The following is a 17225-nucleotide window of genomic DNA, read 5'->3' as shown; positions in this document are numbered from 1 at the left end:
AGCGCGACGATGCAACCGGGTGTCGGGCAGGCCGGCTTGCTGTCGCGCGTCAGGGGAAGATCGGTGACGTAGGTTCGGCGCCTTCCAGGTCCGCCTTCGGAAAATGCTGAGCGACCATCTCTTCGATTTCCTGCTCTCGCAATGCCGGCACGTCGGCCATGATCAGGATCTGGCCTGCCTGGATCGCCTCGCGAAATCGCTGGAGTCGCGCGTTCGGTTCCGAGATGCCGATCATCGCGGCGGTCCACGCCCCGAAACCCGCACCGGCCAACGTCAATCCGACGACGGCACCGCCCGCGATCACGAGCTCCGCCGGAGGAAATACGAGCGCGACGAGGCCGATCAGCGCACCGGCCGCGCCGCCGAGCGCGACGCCGCGCTCGAGTGCATGCACGACATCGCTGCTTTGCAGCAACGATGCTTCGGGCAACTGATCGAGTGTGACGCTGTGGTCGGCGAGCACGTGGATATGGCGCCAGACGATGCGTGCGCGCAATAGATCATCGACGATGGCCTTCGCCATCTGGGTATCAGGTACGAGGAAATAAAGGCGTCTCATGTTGGCACCCCTTTTCTTGCCATCAACGCGTCCACAATGTTTTCTATTCTATGTCAGCATCGGCGACGCGCTAGGTGCATGCGCGCCACGGACGCGGTCGCATGCGGGCATTCGGCGCGCGTGGCAGGTGGGGTTGAAGCACGGTGGTGATCGTCGATCACGATCGATCGATGCGGGGCCCCGGACATTCGCCCCCGATGGGCGCTATCCGCGTTTGCGCAACGGCGCCAGCAAGTCCCGCAGGCCGTTGTGGTCGATCTCGTGCATCAGCGCGAGCTGCCGGCCGATTTCGCCGCGCGGAAACCCTTCGCGCGCCAGCCAATTGAGGTAAGGCCCGGGCAGGTCGGCAATCAGCCGGCCTTTGTATTTCCCGAAGGGCATGGTGACGGTGACGAGGTGTTCGAGGTCTGGATTTTGCATGCGGGTATTGTGCATGGCTTTTCGGTCCTGTCGCAGACCTCGCGAAAAGGACTCAGCGAACTGCCTGCGCCCCTTTTCTCGCCTGCTAGACTGGAATTCCCCCTGCACACGATGGAGGGAATCATGTTGTCCGTCTACGTCGTGAAGACCGGCGAGCAGTTCCTCTGCACCGCCGAGGATGGCGATATCGGCATGGCGCCGGCAGTCGAGGATGCCACGTCGTTTGGTTCGTATGAGGAAGCGGAAAAGGCGGCGCACGTGCATGCCGACCCCGGATACGAAATCGTCGCCGTCTGCGTGATCAGGCACTGACAGGGCGCCCGCTGTCGGGCGCCCTGCGACGAGATGCGGCTCGCAGTTCCGCCGGCGCCATGCGACATGGGTGGCGCGATGGGCTTTGCCCGGAATTTCCCGGGAACGGATTGCGTGTCGGGATTCTCACGAGGAAATCGCCGCGCGCGTCGGCAGTCCCGCCGTGTGCGCTCCGACGCAACGCGCCTTTCCTGAAACGCGTGGCATCCGGCGCGCATTCCCCGTATGGGGCGCGGCGAGGACTCGGAGCGTCGTTGCTCCGCTTTTATCGTCTGGGCCCTTTCATGCCCTCCGACTCCATGGCCGCATGCCACTCCTCATTCGCCTCGATCGGGTCCATCGCTTCGTCGACCGAGGCCGTCGCGCGCTCGGCGGCCGCTCTGGCTTCGTCTGCCGGGGAGGCAAAATCATCGTCGCCTTCGCGATCGCCATCGCTGTCACCGTCGCCCGGGGGATGCAGCATGTCCTTGAGCATCGCGCTCAGCTCCGACGTGTCCCATGGCAGCCCACGCCGGATCCGATCCTTGATGTAGTGCCTCACTTCCGCGTCCTGCTCCACGGTCAGCGGCAGCCCTCGGAAGGTGCTTTGGGGGCCAGCGTCGATCATCGCTTTCTCCTGTTTCTAGGGCATTTTCAGTGTACTCGCCATTGCGAGCACGTGAGCAGCGATTACGATGCGCTTGCGGCGGATCAAACGTGTGGGCTCGGCGGGCTGCGCTTGCGGCCAAGCATGGGGCGCCGCCCCTCGCATCGGGCGGCATTCGTCCAACGACGGACATCCCGCCTTGCACTGAGACGGACATGTGTGCGTCCGCTCCGCCCGCATAACGGGCTGTCTTGTGCCGATAAACTCAATTGGGGCGTAGGCCTTGATTGCCGCTTATCCGGTCGTTCAGGGGGAAGAAGTGACAACCTCCACCGCCACGAGCAGGGTATTCGCTGCTATCCGCCGAACGCAACGACGATCTCGTCGATCGTCACGCGGATGCGCGCCGTATGCCGCAGATCCTGATGCGTGACGAGCCAAACCTCATACGACGCGTCGTTTGTACGGTCCGGCCAGATCCGTACAAGGCCGTCTCGTTCGCCCATCGGCACGGGTATCTCGCTGATGCCGAGCCCTGCCTTGAGTGCCGCGCGCAACGTCAGGTTCGTGTTCAGCCGTGCGACGATGCGGCCGTCCGTCAGCGGTTCCCCGACGAACGCCGGCACCCGCGCCTTGGCGAAATACGGCTGGTAGACGACGAGATCATGCCCGGCGAACCGCTCGCCCGGCACCGGTTCGCCATGGCGCCGCACATAGTCGGGCGACGCGAACAGCCCCACTTCCCAGCGCGCCAGGCGGCGGGCGAGCAGATCTGGATTTCGGGGCTTGACGGTCCGGATCGCGATGTCGGCTTCGCGCTTCGCGAGATTGAGGAGCAGGCTCGTCGTGTCGAGCATCACCGATACGTCCGGATGCTTCGCATGCAGGCGCTCGAGGGCCGGCATCACGAACTCGTGGGCCAGCGCATCCGTCGTCGATAGCTTCACCTCGCCGGCGAGCCGCTTGTCCACGCCTTGCGTGTGGCGCACGAGATCGTGTGCGGACTGCTCCATCGCCTCGGCTGCACGGATCGCGATCCTGCCGACCGGCGTGAGCTCATAGCCGTTCGACGTACGCAGGAACAGCGTCGCGCCGAGCGCGTGCTCGAGCGCCGCAAGCCTGCGGCCCACCGTGGCCTGATCGATGTCGAGCGCGCGGGCGGCGGCCCGCAAGGTCCTTTCCCGATGGAGCGCGACGAAGATGCGCGCGTCGTCCCAGTTCATGTCGCCCCCGGCGTGATGCAAATTTGCATCATACGTCCAGCAATTCGCTGCACGTCAAGCGCAGGCTGCGCGACTACACTTTTTTCAACCGATGCGGCGATTCGGCGGGTCGCTCGAATCCGCGGCGCATCCGGCATTTTAAAAGGATGAAGTTGTGTCACACGATACGAAAGGCATTCCCGCGGCGATGACCGCGATCGACATTACGCGACCGGGCGGCCCGGATGTGCTGGCACCCGTGCAGCGTCCTGTTCCCGCGCCGGCCGACGACGAAGTGCTGATCCGCATTCATGCGGCCGGCGTGAACGGTCCTGACGTGCTGCAGCGCAAAGGGTTGTACGATCCGCCACCGGGCGCGTCGGACATTCCCGGGCTCGAAGTCGCGGGCAAAATCGTGTCCGTCGGGCGCGATGTGACCCGGTTCGCGGTCGGCGATCTCGTCTGCGCGCTGGTGCCGGGGGGCGGCTATGCGGAGTACGCCGTCGCGCACGAGAGCAACACGCTCGCGGTTCCCGATGGTCTCACGATGGTCGAGGCGGCCGCGATCCCCGAAACCTTTCTGACGGTATGGCTGAACCTGTTCCAGCGCGGCAAGTTCAAGGCCGGCGAAAGCGTGCTGATCCATGGCGGCGCCTCGGGGATCGGCACCACGGCGACGATGCTCGCGAAGGCGTTCGGCGCCTCGAAGATCATCACGACGGTCGGCTCCGACGCGCACCGCACCGCAAGCATCGCGCTCGGTGCCGATGTCGCGGTTAACTACCGCAACGAGGATTTCGTCGAGGAAGTCATGCGCGCGACGGAGGGGCGCGGCGTCGACGTGGTGGTCGATATCGTCGCCGGTGACTACGTCGCGCGGAATTACGCGGCGGCCGCGATGAACGGCCGCATCGTGCAGATCGGCGTGATCAAGGGGCCCGCGCCAGCACTCGACCTGTTCCCGATGCTGGTGAAGCGCCTCACGCACATCGGCTCGACGCTGCGCTCGCGCACGCACGAGGAAAAGGCGGAGCTGATCGAGGATCTCAAGCGATCGGTGTGGCCGCACATCCGGCGTGGCGCGGTGAAGCCCCTGATCTATCGGACCTTCGATCTCGACGATGCGCGCGGCGCGCATGCTCTGATGGACTCGGGCACGCATATCGGCAAGATCGTGCTGACGACCCGGGCGGCAGGCGTAGACTGACGCGCAGCTCCGGCCACCTGACTTGCCATTACTCACCTCTCCGCTCAAAACCATGACTGATGCACGCTACCACTACTACGAACCGTCACAAGGCCATGGATTGCCGCACGATCCATTCAATTCGATTGTCGGTCCAAGGCCCGTCGGATGGATTTCCACGCGCGGCAGCAACGGCATGCTGAATCTCGCGCCATACAGCTTTTTCAACGCCTTCAACTACCATCCGCCGATCATCGGCTTCTCGAGCATCGACGCGAAGGACAGCCTACGCAACGTGCAAGAAACGGGGGAGTTTGTGTGGAACCTCACCACACGCGATCTCGCCGAAAAGATGAATGCAACGTGCGCAATGGTGCCTTACGAAGTTGACGAGTTTGAAGTGGCCGGGCTGACCCCCGCTCCGTCTCGGCAAGTCGCCGTTCCACGCGTGGCGGAGAGCGGTGTCAACTTCGAATGCAAGCTCACCGATGTGATCCAGCTTCGCGATCACAAAGGCACGCCTGTCACCACATGGCTCGTGCTGGGAGAAGTCGTGGCTGTTCACATTCGCCAGGACTTGCTTAAAGACGGCACCTTCGACACCTTCGGCGCAGGCATCATTCTTCGGGCAGGCGGCCCATCGGCCTATGCGCTCGTCGCACCCGAGAGTCGATTCGATATTGGGCGCCCGCCCGGGGCGAATCCCCCCGTCGCACGATGACGGAGGATGGCGCAGTCGGCTCGTGAAGGGCCGTTGGACCTCGGAAGCTGCGTTGACTTGATCGCGGGCCAAGCGGCTGTTGAGGGTCGAAAGTGCCTGTTCGCCGAGCCTGACAGCAGACGTTCGGAACTATACTGGGCAACCAGAGGAGGCTTCCATGACCGATCACGACAGACTGCATCCACTCCGTCCGCTCCTGAAAAATTGGGTTTGGGAGCATGGTCGAATCGGGACTCGCTATCTGGACTGCGTTGATGGCGAAATCAGGTTTGACGAGGGCAAGAAGTCGCATTTCGCGGCCGAGAAATATATCTATGTGCCCCTTGGCAAGGGCGCTGAAGGCGATGCATCTGCGGAGGGGCCTGCGATCCACGACGCTGGACTTGCGCGGTTTTTGCGGGCCGCGCAGTTGGGTACGCCGGAGGAAGCCGGTTCTGTAGCGGATGTCCAGCGCGCAGTGCAGGACTGCGTGGAGATTGGCCTGTTCAGCGCATATCAATGGGAGGCTCGAAAGGCGTTTGCCCGATACGCGCAGGAACCCATGTTCGATGACGAGATCCGCGCGGCGGTTGTCGATGACATCCGGCGTATTTACGCCGGCATGCGGGAGCAACTAGCGCTGTACGATTTCAGTGTGCTCCACGGCTTGCCCATGCCGCTGCTTATCGGCGACACGCCCTTCATCGACTGGCGCGTGCGTGCCAGTCCGGCGCTTCCGTTTGTATCGCTCCCGCTGGGACCTTACTGCCTGCTGGTAGGCGCGCCGTCAGGCAGGAAAAGCCGCATCGCCCCGGTCGTCTGGAAGGCCGCTGCCGCCATGGGCCCGTTGAAGGATCACAACCGCCAGATCGAGGAGCAGGCACGTCTGTGGCTGGTGGCGACCACGGATGACCAACTCGTCGCTGCGCAAAGTCGCATTGCCGCGGCCGCAGGCGCCAGGCAAGGGAATGTGAAACCCTGACCGAAGTTCACCTTGAGCAGATCGTCGGCGGTGGCTGAGTGATGAGCGGTAGTCCGTTGCCTCGTCGGGCGGTTACGGCCTGCAAATATCGTCGGATCACCGGGTTTCCCTGTTTTGCCGTACGTTGCAACGCGGTAACGTCGCCGTGCGGCCACCAACAGTCGGTCAAAAAACACATTGAATGACCGTTCAGGCCGTGCTTTCGGCCACCGATCACTTTCGGCATCGTGAAGACCGGCAGACCACCTGCCATTCTCCGGGGTGTGATTCAGCGCCCTGCGTCGTCTCGTCCGGCTCGACCCATTCGGGCCAGGAGCAGGCTGGCGGCATGGAAGAACACGTGCGCGGGCGCTGAGCGCAGGAAAGCATTCAACCCGCGCCATGCGCGGCGAGGTTGCGATATTGCCCTTTGAAATACAGCAACGGCCGCGTAGCAGCCGCTTCCTGCAGGTCCAGCGCTTTCACTTCACCGATCACGATCAGGTGATCGCCCGCGGCGTGTTCGGCGTAAATTTCGCAATCGAGCCAGTGAAGGCTGCCGGCAATGATCGGATTCCCCAGCGGCGATTCCTGCCATTCGACGTCGTGCCATTTGTCCGTGCCTCGCCGGGCGAATTGGTTTGAAATCCTGACTTGTTCGTCCGACAGGATATTGACGACGAACCGACCTGCCCGGCGAATGCCTGGATAGCTGGCCGAACTGGACATGACGCTGAACGACACCAGCGGCGGGCTCATCGACACGCTGTAGAAAGACTGGCACGTGAAGCCGACCGGCTCGCCATCGACGTGTGATGCAATCACCGTGATACCGGATGCGTAATGGCCAAGCGCTTCGCGAAAGCGCGAAGGCTCGATGGCCGTGCTGGAAAGTGACATGGTAGATACCGAATACTGGGTGCGGTTCGGAAATGTCAAGGCGGTGTATCCGACAGATTCAGGGAGCCGTTTCAATGCACTCCCTGAAATCCACACGGCCTTCAATTTCCCGATCACTACGTCCGACGTCAGCTCGGAACTAGTTCGAGAGTTCCTTGCGGACGATTTCCGCACCCGCGCTCAAGGCACTCAGCTTGCTTCTCGCGACTGCACGCGACAACGGAGCCATGCCGCAGTTGGTGCAGGGATAGAGCTTGTCGGCATCCACGAACTGAAGTGCTTTTCGCAACGTACCGGCGACTTCCTCGGGGGTTTCAATGGTATCGGTCGCCACATCGATGGCCCCGACCATCACCTTCTTGCCCCGAATGAGTTCGATCAGATCCATCGGAACGCGCGAGTTGTGACATTCCAGCGAGACCATGTCGATACTGGATTTTTGCAGCTTGGGAAAGGCTTCCTCGTATTGCCGCCACTCCGACCCCAGCGTCTTCTTCCAGTCCGTATTGGCCTTGATGCCATAGCCATAGCAAATATGCACGGCGGTTTCACACTTGAGACCTTCGATCGCTCGTTCCAGGGTCGCGACGCCCCAATCATTCACCTCGTCGAAGAAAACATTGAATGCGGGCTCATCGAATTGAATGATATCGACGCCGGCAGCCTCCAGTTCCCTGGCTTCCTCGTTCAGGATCTTTGCGAACTCCCAGGCCAGTTTTTCGCGACTCTTGTAATGATCGTCATACAGCGTATCGATCATCGTCATCGGCCCCGGCAACGCCCATTTGATCGGCTGCGTGGTTTGCTGGCGCAGGAACTTGGCATCTTCAACGAAAACCGGTTTCTGCCTGGCCACCGCATCAACGACCGTCGGCACGCTGGCGTCATAGCGATCGCGAATTCGAACGGTCTTGCGGTTCTCGAAATCGACGCCGCTGAGGTGCTCGATGAACGTGGTCACGAAATGCTGGCGCGTTTGCTCGCCGTCGCTGACGATGTCGATGCCCGCATGTTGTTGCTCTTGCAACGACAGACGCAACGCATCCTGTTTGCCCTCGACCAGCCCCTCGTCTTGCAATTTCCACGGTGACCAAAGTGTCTCGGGTTGTGCGAGCCACGAAGGTTTAGGCAAACTGCCGGCGGTTGAAGTGGGTAGAAATTTTTTCACGGTAGACGACCTTGCGTTTTTGTTGGTCAAAGAGCGTAGTCCGCAGACCACTGCTCAAGAATGGCCTGGTATGGCTTGATAAATTGCTCTTCAACAAACCTGCCCTGTTCGATAGCCAGCCGGCTACGCTCTTCCCGATCGTAAACAATGCGAGTCGACGAAAAATCCTGATGCTTCAAACTGGGTTGGTATGATTTTCCTGCCGGAGAATTCGCATTGTAAATTTCAGGACGGTAAATTTTCTGGAAAGTATCCATCGTGCTGATGGTGCCGATGAGCTCCAGATTGGTGTAATCATCCAGCAAATCACCGGTAAAATAAAAAGCCAGCGGCGCGACACTATTCGGCGGCATGAAATAGCGCACCTTCATCCCCATTTTTTCGAAATACTCGTCAGTCAAGGAATACGCGTCCTGCCGGTATTCGATACCCAACACAGGGTGCCGATTTGCGGTCTGATGATAGGTCCTGCTGCTCGAAACGCTCAGGCATATAACGGGCGGTTTCGTGAAATTATCCGTGTAGGCGCTCGACTTCACGAAGGACTTGAACAGATTCCCGTGCAGGTCCCCAAAATTATCCGGCGTGCTGAAGCCGTGCCGATCCTTGTTGTGCTCCAGCAATACCACGCTGAAATCATAATCTCGCACATAAGAGGAAAAATTATTTCCCACGATGCCTTCAATGCGTTTGTTGTTTTTTCGATCGATAATATTCGTTTTCAATATTTCGATCAAGGGCAGCGCGGCGCTACTCCTTTCATCGCCGATATTCATTTCGACCGAAATGATTTCAAGCTGGACGGCATAACGATCGCCTTCAGGGTTGTCCCAATGCGCCAACGCATTGAAGCGATTGTCAATCATCCTGAAGGTATTGCGCAAATTCTCCTGACGACTCTTTCCTCTGGCGAGGTTGGCAAAATTGGTTGTGATGCGCGTATTGTCCGAAGGTTGATAGTCTTCATCGAAACGGACACTTTTAATAGCAAATGTAAACTCTTTAATCGTCATGATCTTGCGCTCCGATTCCCGGAATGAAAACCGCATCTGCTCCATGCCTTTCGATGCGGCTCGCTTTTCTGTTCCGACGCTTTGCTCAGTAGTCTCATTTGCCTCGACATTCGGACGAATGCGAGGTTGGGCCATGGCCGACTGGATATGAATCGATTTCAACCAACCATGAGCCCTGCTCACGGTGCGGTGTGTCTGGTTCACATCGGAAGAAAAGTATCTGGCAGCGATGATATAGTCTCCATTGCATGAATAAAAATGGATTTATTTCATGCAAGCATTAAATTTGCTCATGGAGTGGTCAATGCTGGATCGCAATCATCTGATGGTTGTGCGGGAAGTGGAGCGGCAGGGCTCGCTCACGGCCGCCGCCGATACGCTCAATCTCACGCAGTCGGCGCTCAGCCATGCGGTGAAGAAGCTGGAGCAGCAGCTCGGCACGCCCGTGTGGACGCGCGAAGGACGTACCATGCGGCTCACGCAGGCCGGACAGTACCTGCTGAGCCTCGCGAACCGGTTGCTGCCGCAATTCGAACTCGCCGAGGAGCGCATGAGGCAGTACGCGCAGGGCGAGCGCGGCACGTTGCGGATCGGCATGGAATGCGCGCCGTGCTATCAATGGCTGCTGAAGGTGGTGTCGCCGTATCTCGCGCACTGGCCGGATGTCGATGTGGACGTGAAGCAGCGCTTCCAATTCGGCGGCATCGGTGCGTTGATCGGCTATGAAATCGACGTGCTCGTCACGCCCGACCCACTCAAGAAGCCCGAATTGCATTTTGAGCCGGTGTTCGATTACGAGCAGGTGCTGGTGGTTGCCGATGATCACCCGCTGGCCGGAGAAGCGTATGTCACGCCGGAACAGCTGACGCACGAGGTGCTGATCACGTATCCCGTCGAAACGGACCGGCTCGATATCTACACGCAGTTCCTCACGCCCGCGAACAGGGTGCCGAAGCGCCACAAGGTGATCGAGACGACCGACATCATGCTGCAGATGGTGGCGAGCGGCCGTGGCGTGGCGGCATTGCCTCGCTGGCTCGCGGAAGAATATGCGGGCTGGATGCCGCTTACCCCCGTGCAACTTGGAAAGAAGGGGATCGCGAAGCAGATTTTCCTCGGCACGCGCAAGACCGATGACGACGTCGATTATCTTGCGGCGTTTGTAAAGGCTGCGCGGGAGTGGAAATGGGCGGAAGCGAAGATGCGAGACTAGTTTTGCATCGGGACATGAACAAAACCAATCGCTACCGCAACGGGTCGCTTTCCGCGCCTTCGTGCTTGTCTACCCGCGCTGCAGTCGAACCCGTTTCAGCCACGCGATCATTGCCGCCCCGCACCCCGGCCGCCGTCTCTCACTTCCCTTTTCACGCAGCAGCACCGGGCATCGCTTGCGCCCTATGCAGCTACACGTTGGCAGGCGCCGATGAACCCACGACATCGGCACCCGTCAACCGGCCCGCATGCCGTCGCGCCGCATCGTCGTCCAGACGACGGCGGCACCGCACACGCGCGTCGTGACGCGTTGCCGGACCCGACCGCCAGCGTCCCCGGACGGCACCGCTGTCGCAAGCGAGCCGTCCGGTTGCGACGGCCACGCCTGCGGCAAGCCGGTGGCTACGTCTTACTTCTGCAGCGAGATTTCCACGCGGCGATTGCGCGCCCGCCCTTCGGCGGTCTCGTTCGACGCGGCCGGGTTGGTTTCTCCATGCCCCGACGCCGCGAACGAATCCGCCTTCAGCCCGTGTTCGCGCAGATACCCCGCGACGGCATCGGCGCGGCGCTTCGACAGGGCCTGGTTGTGTGCATCCGAGCCGGTCGAGTCGGTATAACCGTCCACTGCCACGCGCGAGAAATGCTTGTCGCCCTGCTGGTTCAGCAGCGTGTCGAGCGCGGCGGTGGCGGCGGACGTCAGCACGGCGGAGTCGGTCGCGAAGTACGCATCGCCGGTCAGGCTCACCTTCTCGACCGCGGCGGGCGCCGGCGCGGCCGCCGCGGCGACCGGCGCGGGTGCCGCACCGCACTGGAACACCATCGAGTGCGGATCGGCGCCGTCGCGGTACGGCGTCGTGGAATCAACCGTGCGCACGGCCTCGTTGCCGCACATGCGCGTCGCGACCTTCATGCAGGTATTGGCGCTCGACAGGATGCCGTGGCAGTCGACGCGGAACGTCCGGATGCCGTCGCGGGGTTGAAGTTCGTACGCGTTGTACGTCGGCCCCGATGCGCTCGAACAGGCCGCGAGGGAAACGACGGACGCCAGCAGTGCAAGATGAATGTTTTTCACTTGATTACTCCGAAAATGCGAGGGGCGCAGCGCGGGCGGCGCAATGGCGCAGCCGCCTCCGCGTGCGTGTGCGTTCGACGCGGTCCGCCCCGGCAGTGCGTGCCGGCGCGAACCGCGGTGCGCGATTACTTCCACTGATACAGCATGCCCGCGCCGACGACGCGCTGGCTGCCGGCGAAGCCGCCGTTGAGCGTCGCCTTCAGGTTTTCCGTGACGCGCGCCTGCACGCCGACCGCCATGGCCTTCTGCCCCTGGAACGTCGCCGTACCGACCCCCATCGCGAAGTTCGAGTCGCGGTCCATGTGCGGGATCGACGCCATCGCGGCGGTGGCCGCGATCCCCTCGCGTGCCATCGAATCGGTCTGCTGGATCTGCTGCTGCATCTGCGTGAGCTGGTTATTGACCGTGTTCAGCGACTGCGTGAACTGGTTCGACACCGCGTTCAGCTGGTTCACGTTCACCGCATCCGTGCCCTGCGTACCGGCCGCGACGTTGACCACCTGGCGCGCCGATTCCGCCGAACCGACCGCGACGACGTTCGAGCGTCCGCCATCGTTGCTGCCCGTGCCGATCGCGGTCGAGTTGTTGCCGGCTGCCGTCGCGCCCACGCCGATCGCGCTGGAGCCGTTGCCTGACGCGAGCGCGTTGTTGCCGACCGCCGTGCTGTTCGAGCCCGATGCCACCGCCCCCGAACCACCCGCCGACGAATTCGGGCCGGTCGAACCCGGCGGCACGTTCGTGCCGGTCGGATTCGTCGTGTACTGGCCGCCGAGGTTCGTCGTGCGCTGGTCGATCAGCGTCGTCAACTGGTTCGCGACCGAATCGAGCTGCGACACGTTCACCGCGTCCGTGCCGTTCTTGCCGGCCGCGAGGCCCGTGATCTGCCGGTTGCCGATGTTCACTTCGCCGGCCGACGATTGCGGGCTGCTCAGCCCGTACGCTACGTAGTTCGTCAGCGCGCCGACCGTCGTCAGCGAACCTGCGCCCAATGCCACGCTGTTCGCGAACGTCGCGGACGCACCGGCGCCCAGCGCGAGCGCATCGGTTGCGTTGCCGAGCGCGCCGGAACCCAGCGCGACGCTGCCCACGCTGACCGCCTTCGCATTTGCGCCTTGCGCGACCGACTGCGCGCCCAGTGCCGTCGCGCCACTGCCGAGCGCGATCGCGTCGGCCTGCGCGGAACTCGCCGCCTGCCCGATCGCGACGCCGCCCGGGGCGGTCTGGTCGACGATCGCGCCGTTGCCGATGCCCACGCCGTTGTCGCCGTTGACGACCGTCGTCGGCCCCACCGCGACCGATTCCGCGCCGACGGCGAGCGAGTCGGCCGCCGTCGAATTCGCGTGGAAATACTTCTGGCCCGTGACCGCGAACGACTGCAATGCACCGGCCAGCTGCCGCACGGTCACCGCATCCTGCTGCCCGGTGCCGTCCGCGACGTTGGTGATCTGGCGATACGTCTTGCTGGTCGCGTCGCCGACCGATACCGCGCCAAGCAGCGTCTGGTCAGTCGTGTTGAACGGGATCGATGCGGTGCCGTTGCGGAGGATGCCCGACGACGGCGTCGTCGCGCGGTCGGATACCGACCCCGCACCTAGCGCGATGCTGCCGTCCACCTTCGAGATTGCGTTCGGGCCGATCGCGACGCTGTCGACGCCGACCGCCTGGCTGTCCGGCGCGGTCGAGTTCGCGTGGAAATACTTGATGCCGTGCGCGTTGATGTTGTCGATCGCCGAGCCGACGTTGTTGTTGATCGTCGTCGAACCGTCGCTGTTGTACGTCACGTACGACGGGGCCGAAATCGTGCCGGTCGTCGGATCGTAGGTGGCCCCGCCGCCGATCGCGCCCGCCGTGCTGTTGCCGAGGTTGGTGTTGTTGCTGGCGATCGAGCTGAGGCTGGTGGACAGCGAGCCGATGCCCGTCGACGTCGCGGTGGACAGCGACGTCAGGTTGCTGTTCGTCGAACTCAGGCCGGTGGACAGCGAATTGATGCCCGTCGAGGTCGAGGTGGACAGCGACGTGATCGAGCTGTTGGTCGAGCTCAAGCCGGTCGACAGCGAGCTGATGCCCGTGGACGTCGACGTGGACAACGACGTCACCGTGCTGTTGGTCGAGCTCAGGCCGGTCGACAGCGAGCCGACGACGGTCGAGGTCGACGTGGACAGCGACGTGACCGTGCTGTTGGTCGAACTCAGGCCGGTGGACAACGAGCTGATGCCCGTCGACGTCGACGTGGACAGCGACGTCACCGTGCTGTTGGTCGAGCTCAGGCCGGTCGACAGCGAACTGATGCCCGTGGACGTCGACGTCGACAACGATGTCACCGTGCTGTTCGTCGAACTCAAGCCGGTGGACAGCGAGCTGATGCCCGTGGACGTCGACGTGGACAGCGACGTCACCGTGCTGTTCGTCGAACTCAGGCCGGTGGACAGCGAGCCGACGACGGTCGAGGTCGACGTCGACAGCGACGTGACCGAACTGTTGGTCGAACTCAAGCCGGTGGACAGCGAGCTGATGCCGGTCGACGTCGACGTGGACAGCGACGTGATCGCACTGTTGGCCGACGACAGGCCGGTAGACGTCGAGGTCGACAGCGACGTGACCGCGCTATCCGTCGAACTCAGGCCCGTCGACAGCGAACTGATGCCGGTCGATGTCGAGGTCGACAACGACGTGATCGCGCTGCCGACCGTCGACAGCCCCGTCGACGTGGAAGTCGACAGCGACGTCACCGTGCTGTTCGTCGAACTCAGGCCGGTGGACAACGAGCTGATGCCCGTCGACGTCGACGTGGACAACGACGTCACCGTGCTGTTGGTCGAACTCAGGCCGGTGGACAGCGAACTGATGCCGGTCGACGTGGACGTCGACAACGATGTCACCGTGCTGTTCGTCGAACTCAAGCCGGTGGACAGCGAACCGATGCCCGTCGACGTGGACGTCGACAACGACGTCACCGCGCTATTGGTCGAGCTCAGCCCAGTCGACAGCGACGACACGCCGGTGGACAACGACGTGATGCTCGATGCGGTCGACGTCGACAGCGAATTCACCGCCGTGTTCGTCGCGGCGAGCTGCGACCCGTTGATCGCGTCCGTGCTCGACGAATCGACGCGCCCGGCCGCGACGTTGGTGATCTGGCGTTCCGCGTTCGGCGCGCCGACGCTGACGACGCTGGTCGGATTCGTGCCCTTGTAGTTATACGTAATGCCGCCGAGCGTTCCGGTCGCGGTCGGATGCGGCACGTCCGTCACCGAACCGGAGCCGAGCGCGACATCGTTCGCATTCGTCGCGACGGCCGACGCGCCGAATGCGACCGCACCGGCCGCCGCCGCAGTCGACGTGTTGCCGAACGCGAGCGAGCCGGTGCCCTGCGCATTGTTCGAATTGCCGATCGCCACCGCTCCGTTGCCGTTCGCGGTGTTGTTCGAACCGAGCGTGACCGCGCCGGTGCCGATCGCGCTGCTCGGATCGCCGATCGCGACCGCGCCGTTGCCGCTGACGGTCTGGCCGAAGCCGAGCGCGACGGCGCCCGTGCCGCCCAGCACCTTCGACAGGTTGCCGCCGGCAATCGAACCCGCACCGGCGGTTGCCGCGACCGAGTTGCTGTCGCCGATGGCCACGCTCGACGTCGCCGCCGCCACGCTGTTGATGCCGACTGCGGTCGCATTGGTGGCAGACGCGGTCGCGCCCGGGCCGAGCGCGCTCGCGGATATGCCGGTCGCCAGCGCGAGATTGCCCAGCGCGGTCGCGTATTGCTGCGTCGCAGTCGCCTGCACACCCATCGCGATCGAGCTGACCCCCGACGCATTCGCGCTCAGCCCGAGCGCCAGCGCCGAATCGGCGCCGGCTGTCGTATTCGAGCCCAGCGCGATCGAACTGGTGCCGAGCGACTGCGTGCCCGAGCCCGGTACGCCGGCCGTCCCGCCCCAGCCAATCGCGATCGACGACGTGCCCTTCGCCCCGCTGTTCACCCCCATCGCCACGCCCGAATTGCCGGAAGCCAGCGCGCCGCTGCCCACGGCAACGGCGGCCGCGCCCGAGCTAGTCGATTGGTTGCCGAGGGACACCGAGCCCGTCAGGTCAGCATGCGATGCATAGCCCAGCGCGACGCTTTGCGCGCCGGCCGCGCTCGCCCCGAGGCCGAGCGCCGCCGCGTACTGGCCGGAAGCCAGCGCATTGTTGCCGAGCCCGATGGCCGACACACCGGTCGCGGCCGCACCGCTGCCCATCGCCACCGACCCGCTTTGCGTCGCGCTCGACAGGTTACCGATGGCAACCGAGTAGTTGCCCGAACCGATCGCCTGCACGCCCATCGACGCGCTGTTGACGCCGGTCGCCTGCGCATTGATGCCGACAGCCGTCGAACCGTCGCCCATCGCATGCGCCCCCGGGCCGAGCGCCGTGGCCGACAGCCCCTGCGCCGTCGCCAGATTGCCCAGTGCGGTGGAGTTCTGCTGCGCGGCACTCGAGCCGACGCCGATCGCGATCGACGAGATGCCGCCGTTTGCGGCGCCGCCATCCTGCGCGTACTGGGCATGCGCGCCCACATGGAACAAGCCGAGATACGCCGACGCCATCAGCATCGCGAGCCGTCGCGGCGACGGGGCAGAACGCATGCTCGCGCGTGTCGCGACATCGCCGACCGCCGCGCCCGTCGTCGTACCGCTCGACGACGCAACGCGCTTGCCGCGCGCGTGGTCGAGTTCCGAAGCCGCAACCCAGGCTCCCAATGCTTCGTTCCAGATCGACTTGAACGACTTGTTCATCTTGTCTTCCCTCGGTTCTCATGTGCTGGATGACGCAACGGTGAACACGGCAGTCGGCGAGAACGTCCTCTGCACATTCCCGTCCGCCTGACGACGCCCCGCCACTCACTTTGGATCACTAATTAAACAGCCGGGTAATGCTGCACGACACGCGCGATGGATATCGCGATCACGCAATCGCGCGCCGCCCGTGTCGGTAGACACGAGGCGAGGCAACGATCGCCGGTTATCGAATCATGGAAGCCGACACGGCAAGCCCGGCGGCTCGACGCTGGGCGTGCGGTTCATCCGCGCACGCGCGCGCCATCGCGCCGAACCCGCGACGACCTCGAATTTCATGGAAAAGCGTCATTCAGACGCCGGATGGGCGGAAGCCGGCCCGCACCCGGGGACGGCCCGCCCTGTTTCATTCAGGAGGAGGATGACGCCGTGCGATCCCCGGGACTGAAGCATGCGCCACCGGTTCGTGCGAACCGGTGCGTTGGCCTGTCATGCCTGTTGTGTTCATCGTTTTCGTACCCGCCTGATTCGAAAGCGTGCCGCGCGCGACCGTCCCCCGATGGATCGAACCCTCGGACGGCCCACGCGCAGCCACTCACCCTTTCCGTCCGGCATTCAAACGCATTTCCGGAATCCCGGAACAGCATCGACGACTTGCCGGACGACCCCTGCACCGAATTAATCGATCGAATTTCCTTGATGATTTCGTCTCGACAGGTGCCTCATGCCCAACCGCATTCCAGAACTCACCAATTTCTCTTATATAGCAACGTATTCGGTGAATGATGAAATTTGCATTACCCTCGTGCCAGTTATTTGTTCGCCGATGCCATCCCATATCATGGGATCGAACATCGATCAATGTCTCGTTGGTATCGCATGCATCGTAATAGAACTTCGGCATGTGATCCGCGCGATCCTGACCGTTTGAAAGAACCGATTCCAGCCGCGCCAGGGCTAGTGTGCTGGCATCCTCCAGAACGAACCTTTTCCCGAGCGGAAAAAATCTTTTCCCGAGCAGACAGCATTTACATTCATACGTTCAGACGCAAAATATGCTTTCATGACTAACATGATTTCGACCGGTCATCATAAAAAAATTAATCTGGCAATCCACAATTTCTTCATTCTCTTCACATAGAAGACGTCGACTTCGAGACGAACGTCA

Annotated in this window: 14 protein-coding genes; 5 read left to right on the top strand and 9 right to left on the bottom strand. The window is 62.7% G+C overall.

Features of this window, described 5'->3' with window-relative positions:
• Positions 1-49: 49 nt before the first annotated feature.
• A complete protein-coding gene (locus F3J15_RS09680) occupies positions 50-559 on the bottom strand; it encodes a DUF1269 domain-containing protein (RefSeq protein ID WP_069249686.1) in 510 nt (169 codons plus the stop codon).
• Positions 560-763: 204 nt separating this feature from the next.
• The gene (locus F3J15_RS09675) at positions 764-979 is read right to left on the bottom strand and encodes a DUF3820 family protein (RefSeq protein WP_011350052.1); all 216 of its coding nucleotides are present in this window, start codon (positions 977-979) and stop codon (positions 764-766) included.
• A gap of 123 nt (positions 980-1102) precedes the next feature.
• On the opposite strand from F3J15_RS09675, the gene F3J15_RS09670 reads away from it, so the two are divergent.
• Complete coding sequence (locus tag F3J15_RS09670; RefSeq protein ID WP_069250279.1) at positions 1103-1291, top strand: hypothetical protein; 189 nt, start codon at positions 1103-1105, stop codon at positions 1289-1291.
• Positions 1292-1556: 265 nt separating this feature from the next.
• On the opposite strand, the gene F3J15_RS09665 is transcribed toward F3J15_RS09670, so the two are convergent.
• Positions 1557-1898 carry a hypothetical protein gene (locus F3J15_RS09665; RefSeq protein WP_166890179.1) on the bottom strand — a complete coding sequence of 114 codons (342 nt, stop codon included), beginning with the start codon at positions 1896-1898 and terminating at the stop codon, positions 1557-1559.
• A 335-nt stretch (positions 1899-2233) separates the two neighbouring features.
• The gene (locus F3J15_RS09660) at positions 2234-3100 is read right to left on the bottom strand and encodes a LysR family transcriptional regulator (RefSeq protein ID WP_166890176.1); all 867 of its coding nucleotides are present in this window, start codon (positions 3098-3100) and stop codon (positions 2234-2236) included.
• A gap of 154 nt (positions 3101-3254) precedes the next feature.
• Here F3J15_RS09660 and F3J15_RS09655 point away from each other — a divergent pair, with 154 nt between their 5' ends.
• The 3 genes from F3J15_RS09655 to F3J15_RS09645 all read left to right on the top strand — a co-directional run bounded on the left by F3J15_RS09655 (position 3255) and on the right by F3J15_RS09645 (position 5947).
• On the top strand, positions 3255-4286 hold the full coding sequence (locus F3J15_RS09655; protein ID WP_345891490.1) for an NAD(P)H-quinone oxidoreductase: 1032 nt from the start codon (positions 3255-3257) through the stop codon (positions 4284-4286).
• A 52-nt stretch (positions 4287-4338) separates the two neighbouring features.
• Positions 4339-4986, top strand: a complete 648-nt coding sequence (locus F3J15_RS09650; protein ID WP_069249689.1) for a flavin reductase family protein — start codon at positions 4339-4341, stop codon at positions 4984-4986.
• A 157-nt stretch (positions 4987-5143) separates the two neighbouring features.
• Entirely contained in the window at positions 5144-5947 is an 804-nt protein-coding gene (locus tag F3J15_RS09645) for a hypothetical protein (RefSeq protein ID WP_166890173.1), read from the top strand.
• 369 nt (positions 5948-6316) lie between these two features.
• Here the strand turns inward: F3J15_RS09645 and F3J15_RS09640 are convergent, their stop codons facing one another.
• The 3 genes from F3J15_RS09640 to F3J15_RS09630 form a co-directional block, all read right to left on the bottom strand.
• Complete coding sequence (locus F3J15_RS09640; protein ID WP_166890170.1) at positions 6317-6826, bottom strand: flavin reductase family protein; 510 nt, start codon at positions 6824-6826, stop codon at positions 6317-6319.
• Positions 6827-6965: 139 nt separating this feature from the next.
• Positions 6966-7994, bottom strand: a complete 1029-nt coding sequence (locus F3J15_RS09635) for a methionine synthase (RefSeq protein WP_166890395.1) — start codon at positions 7992-7994, stop codon at positions 6966-6968.
• Positions 7995-8020: 26 nt separating this feature from the next.
• The gene (locus F3J15_RS09630) at positions 8021-9007 is read right to left on the bottom strand and encodes a DUF1852 domain-containing protein (RefSeq protein ID WP_166890398.1); all 987 of its coding nucleotides are present in this window, start codon (positions 9005-9007) and stop codon (positions 8021-8023) included.
• A 304-nt stretch (positions 9008-9311) separates the two neighbouring features.
• Here F3J15_RS09630 and F3J15_RS09625 point away from each other — a divergent pair, with 304 nt between their 5' ends.
• Complete coding sequence (locus tag F3J15_RS09625; protein WP_166890167.1) at positions 9312-10220, top strand: LysR family transcriptional regulator; 909 nt, start codon at positions 9312-9314, stop codon at positions 10218-10220.
• Positions 10221-10628: 408 nt separating this feature from the next.
• Here the strand turns inward: F3J15_RS09625 and F3J15_RS09620 are convergent, their stop codons facing one another.
• Together F3J15_RS09620 and F3J15_RS09615 are read right to left on the bottom strand one after the other, a co-directional pair.
• Positions 10629-11291, bottom strand: a complete 663-nt coding sequence (locus tag F3J15_RS09620) for an OmpA family protein (RefSeq protein WP_089448807.1) — start codon at positions 11289-11291, stop codon at positions 10629-10631.
• Positions 11292-11416: 125 nt separating this feature from the next.
• Entirely contained in the window at positions 11417-16057 is a 4641-nt protein-coding gene (locus F3J15_RS09615; protein ID WP_166890165.1) for a YadA-like family protein, read from the bottom strand.
• Positions 16058-17225 lie beyond the last annotated feature (1168 nt).

The sequence above is a fragment of the Burkholderia sp. Ap-955 genome, assembly GCF_011753045.1.
Classification (GTDB): domain Bacteria; phylum Pseudomonadota; class Gammaproteobacteria; order Burkholderiales; family Burkholderiaceae; genus Burkholderia; species Burkholderia lata_D.
Note: the sequence above shows the minus strand (reverse complement) of the source record. Positions and strands in the feature narration are given on the sequence as shown.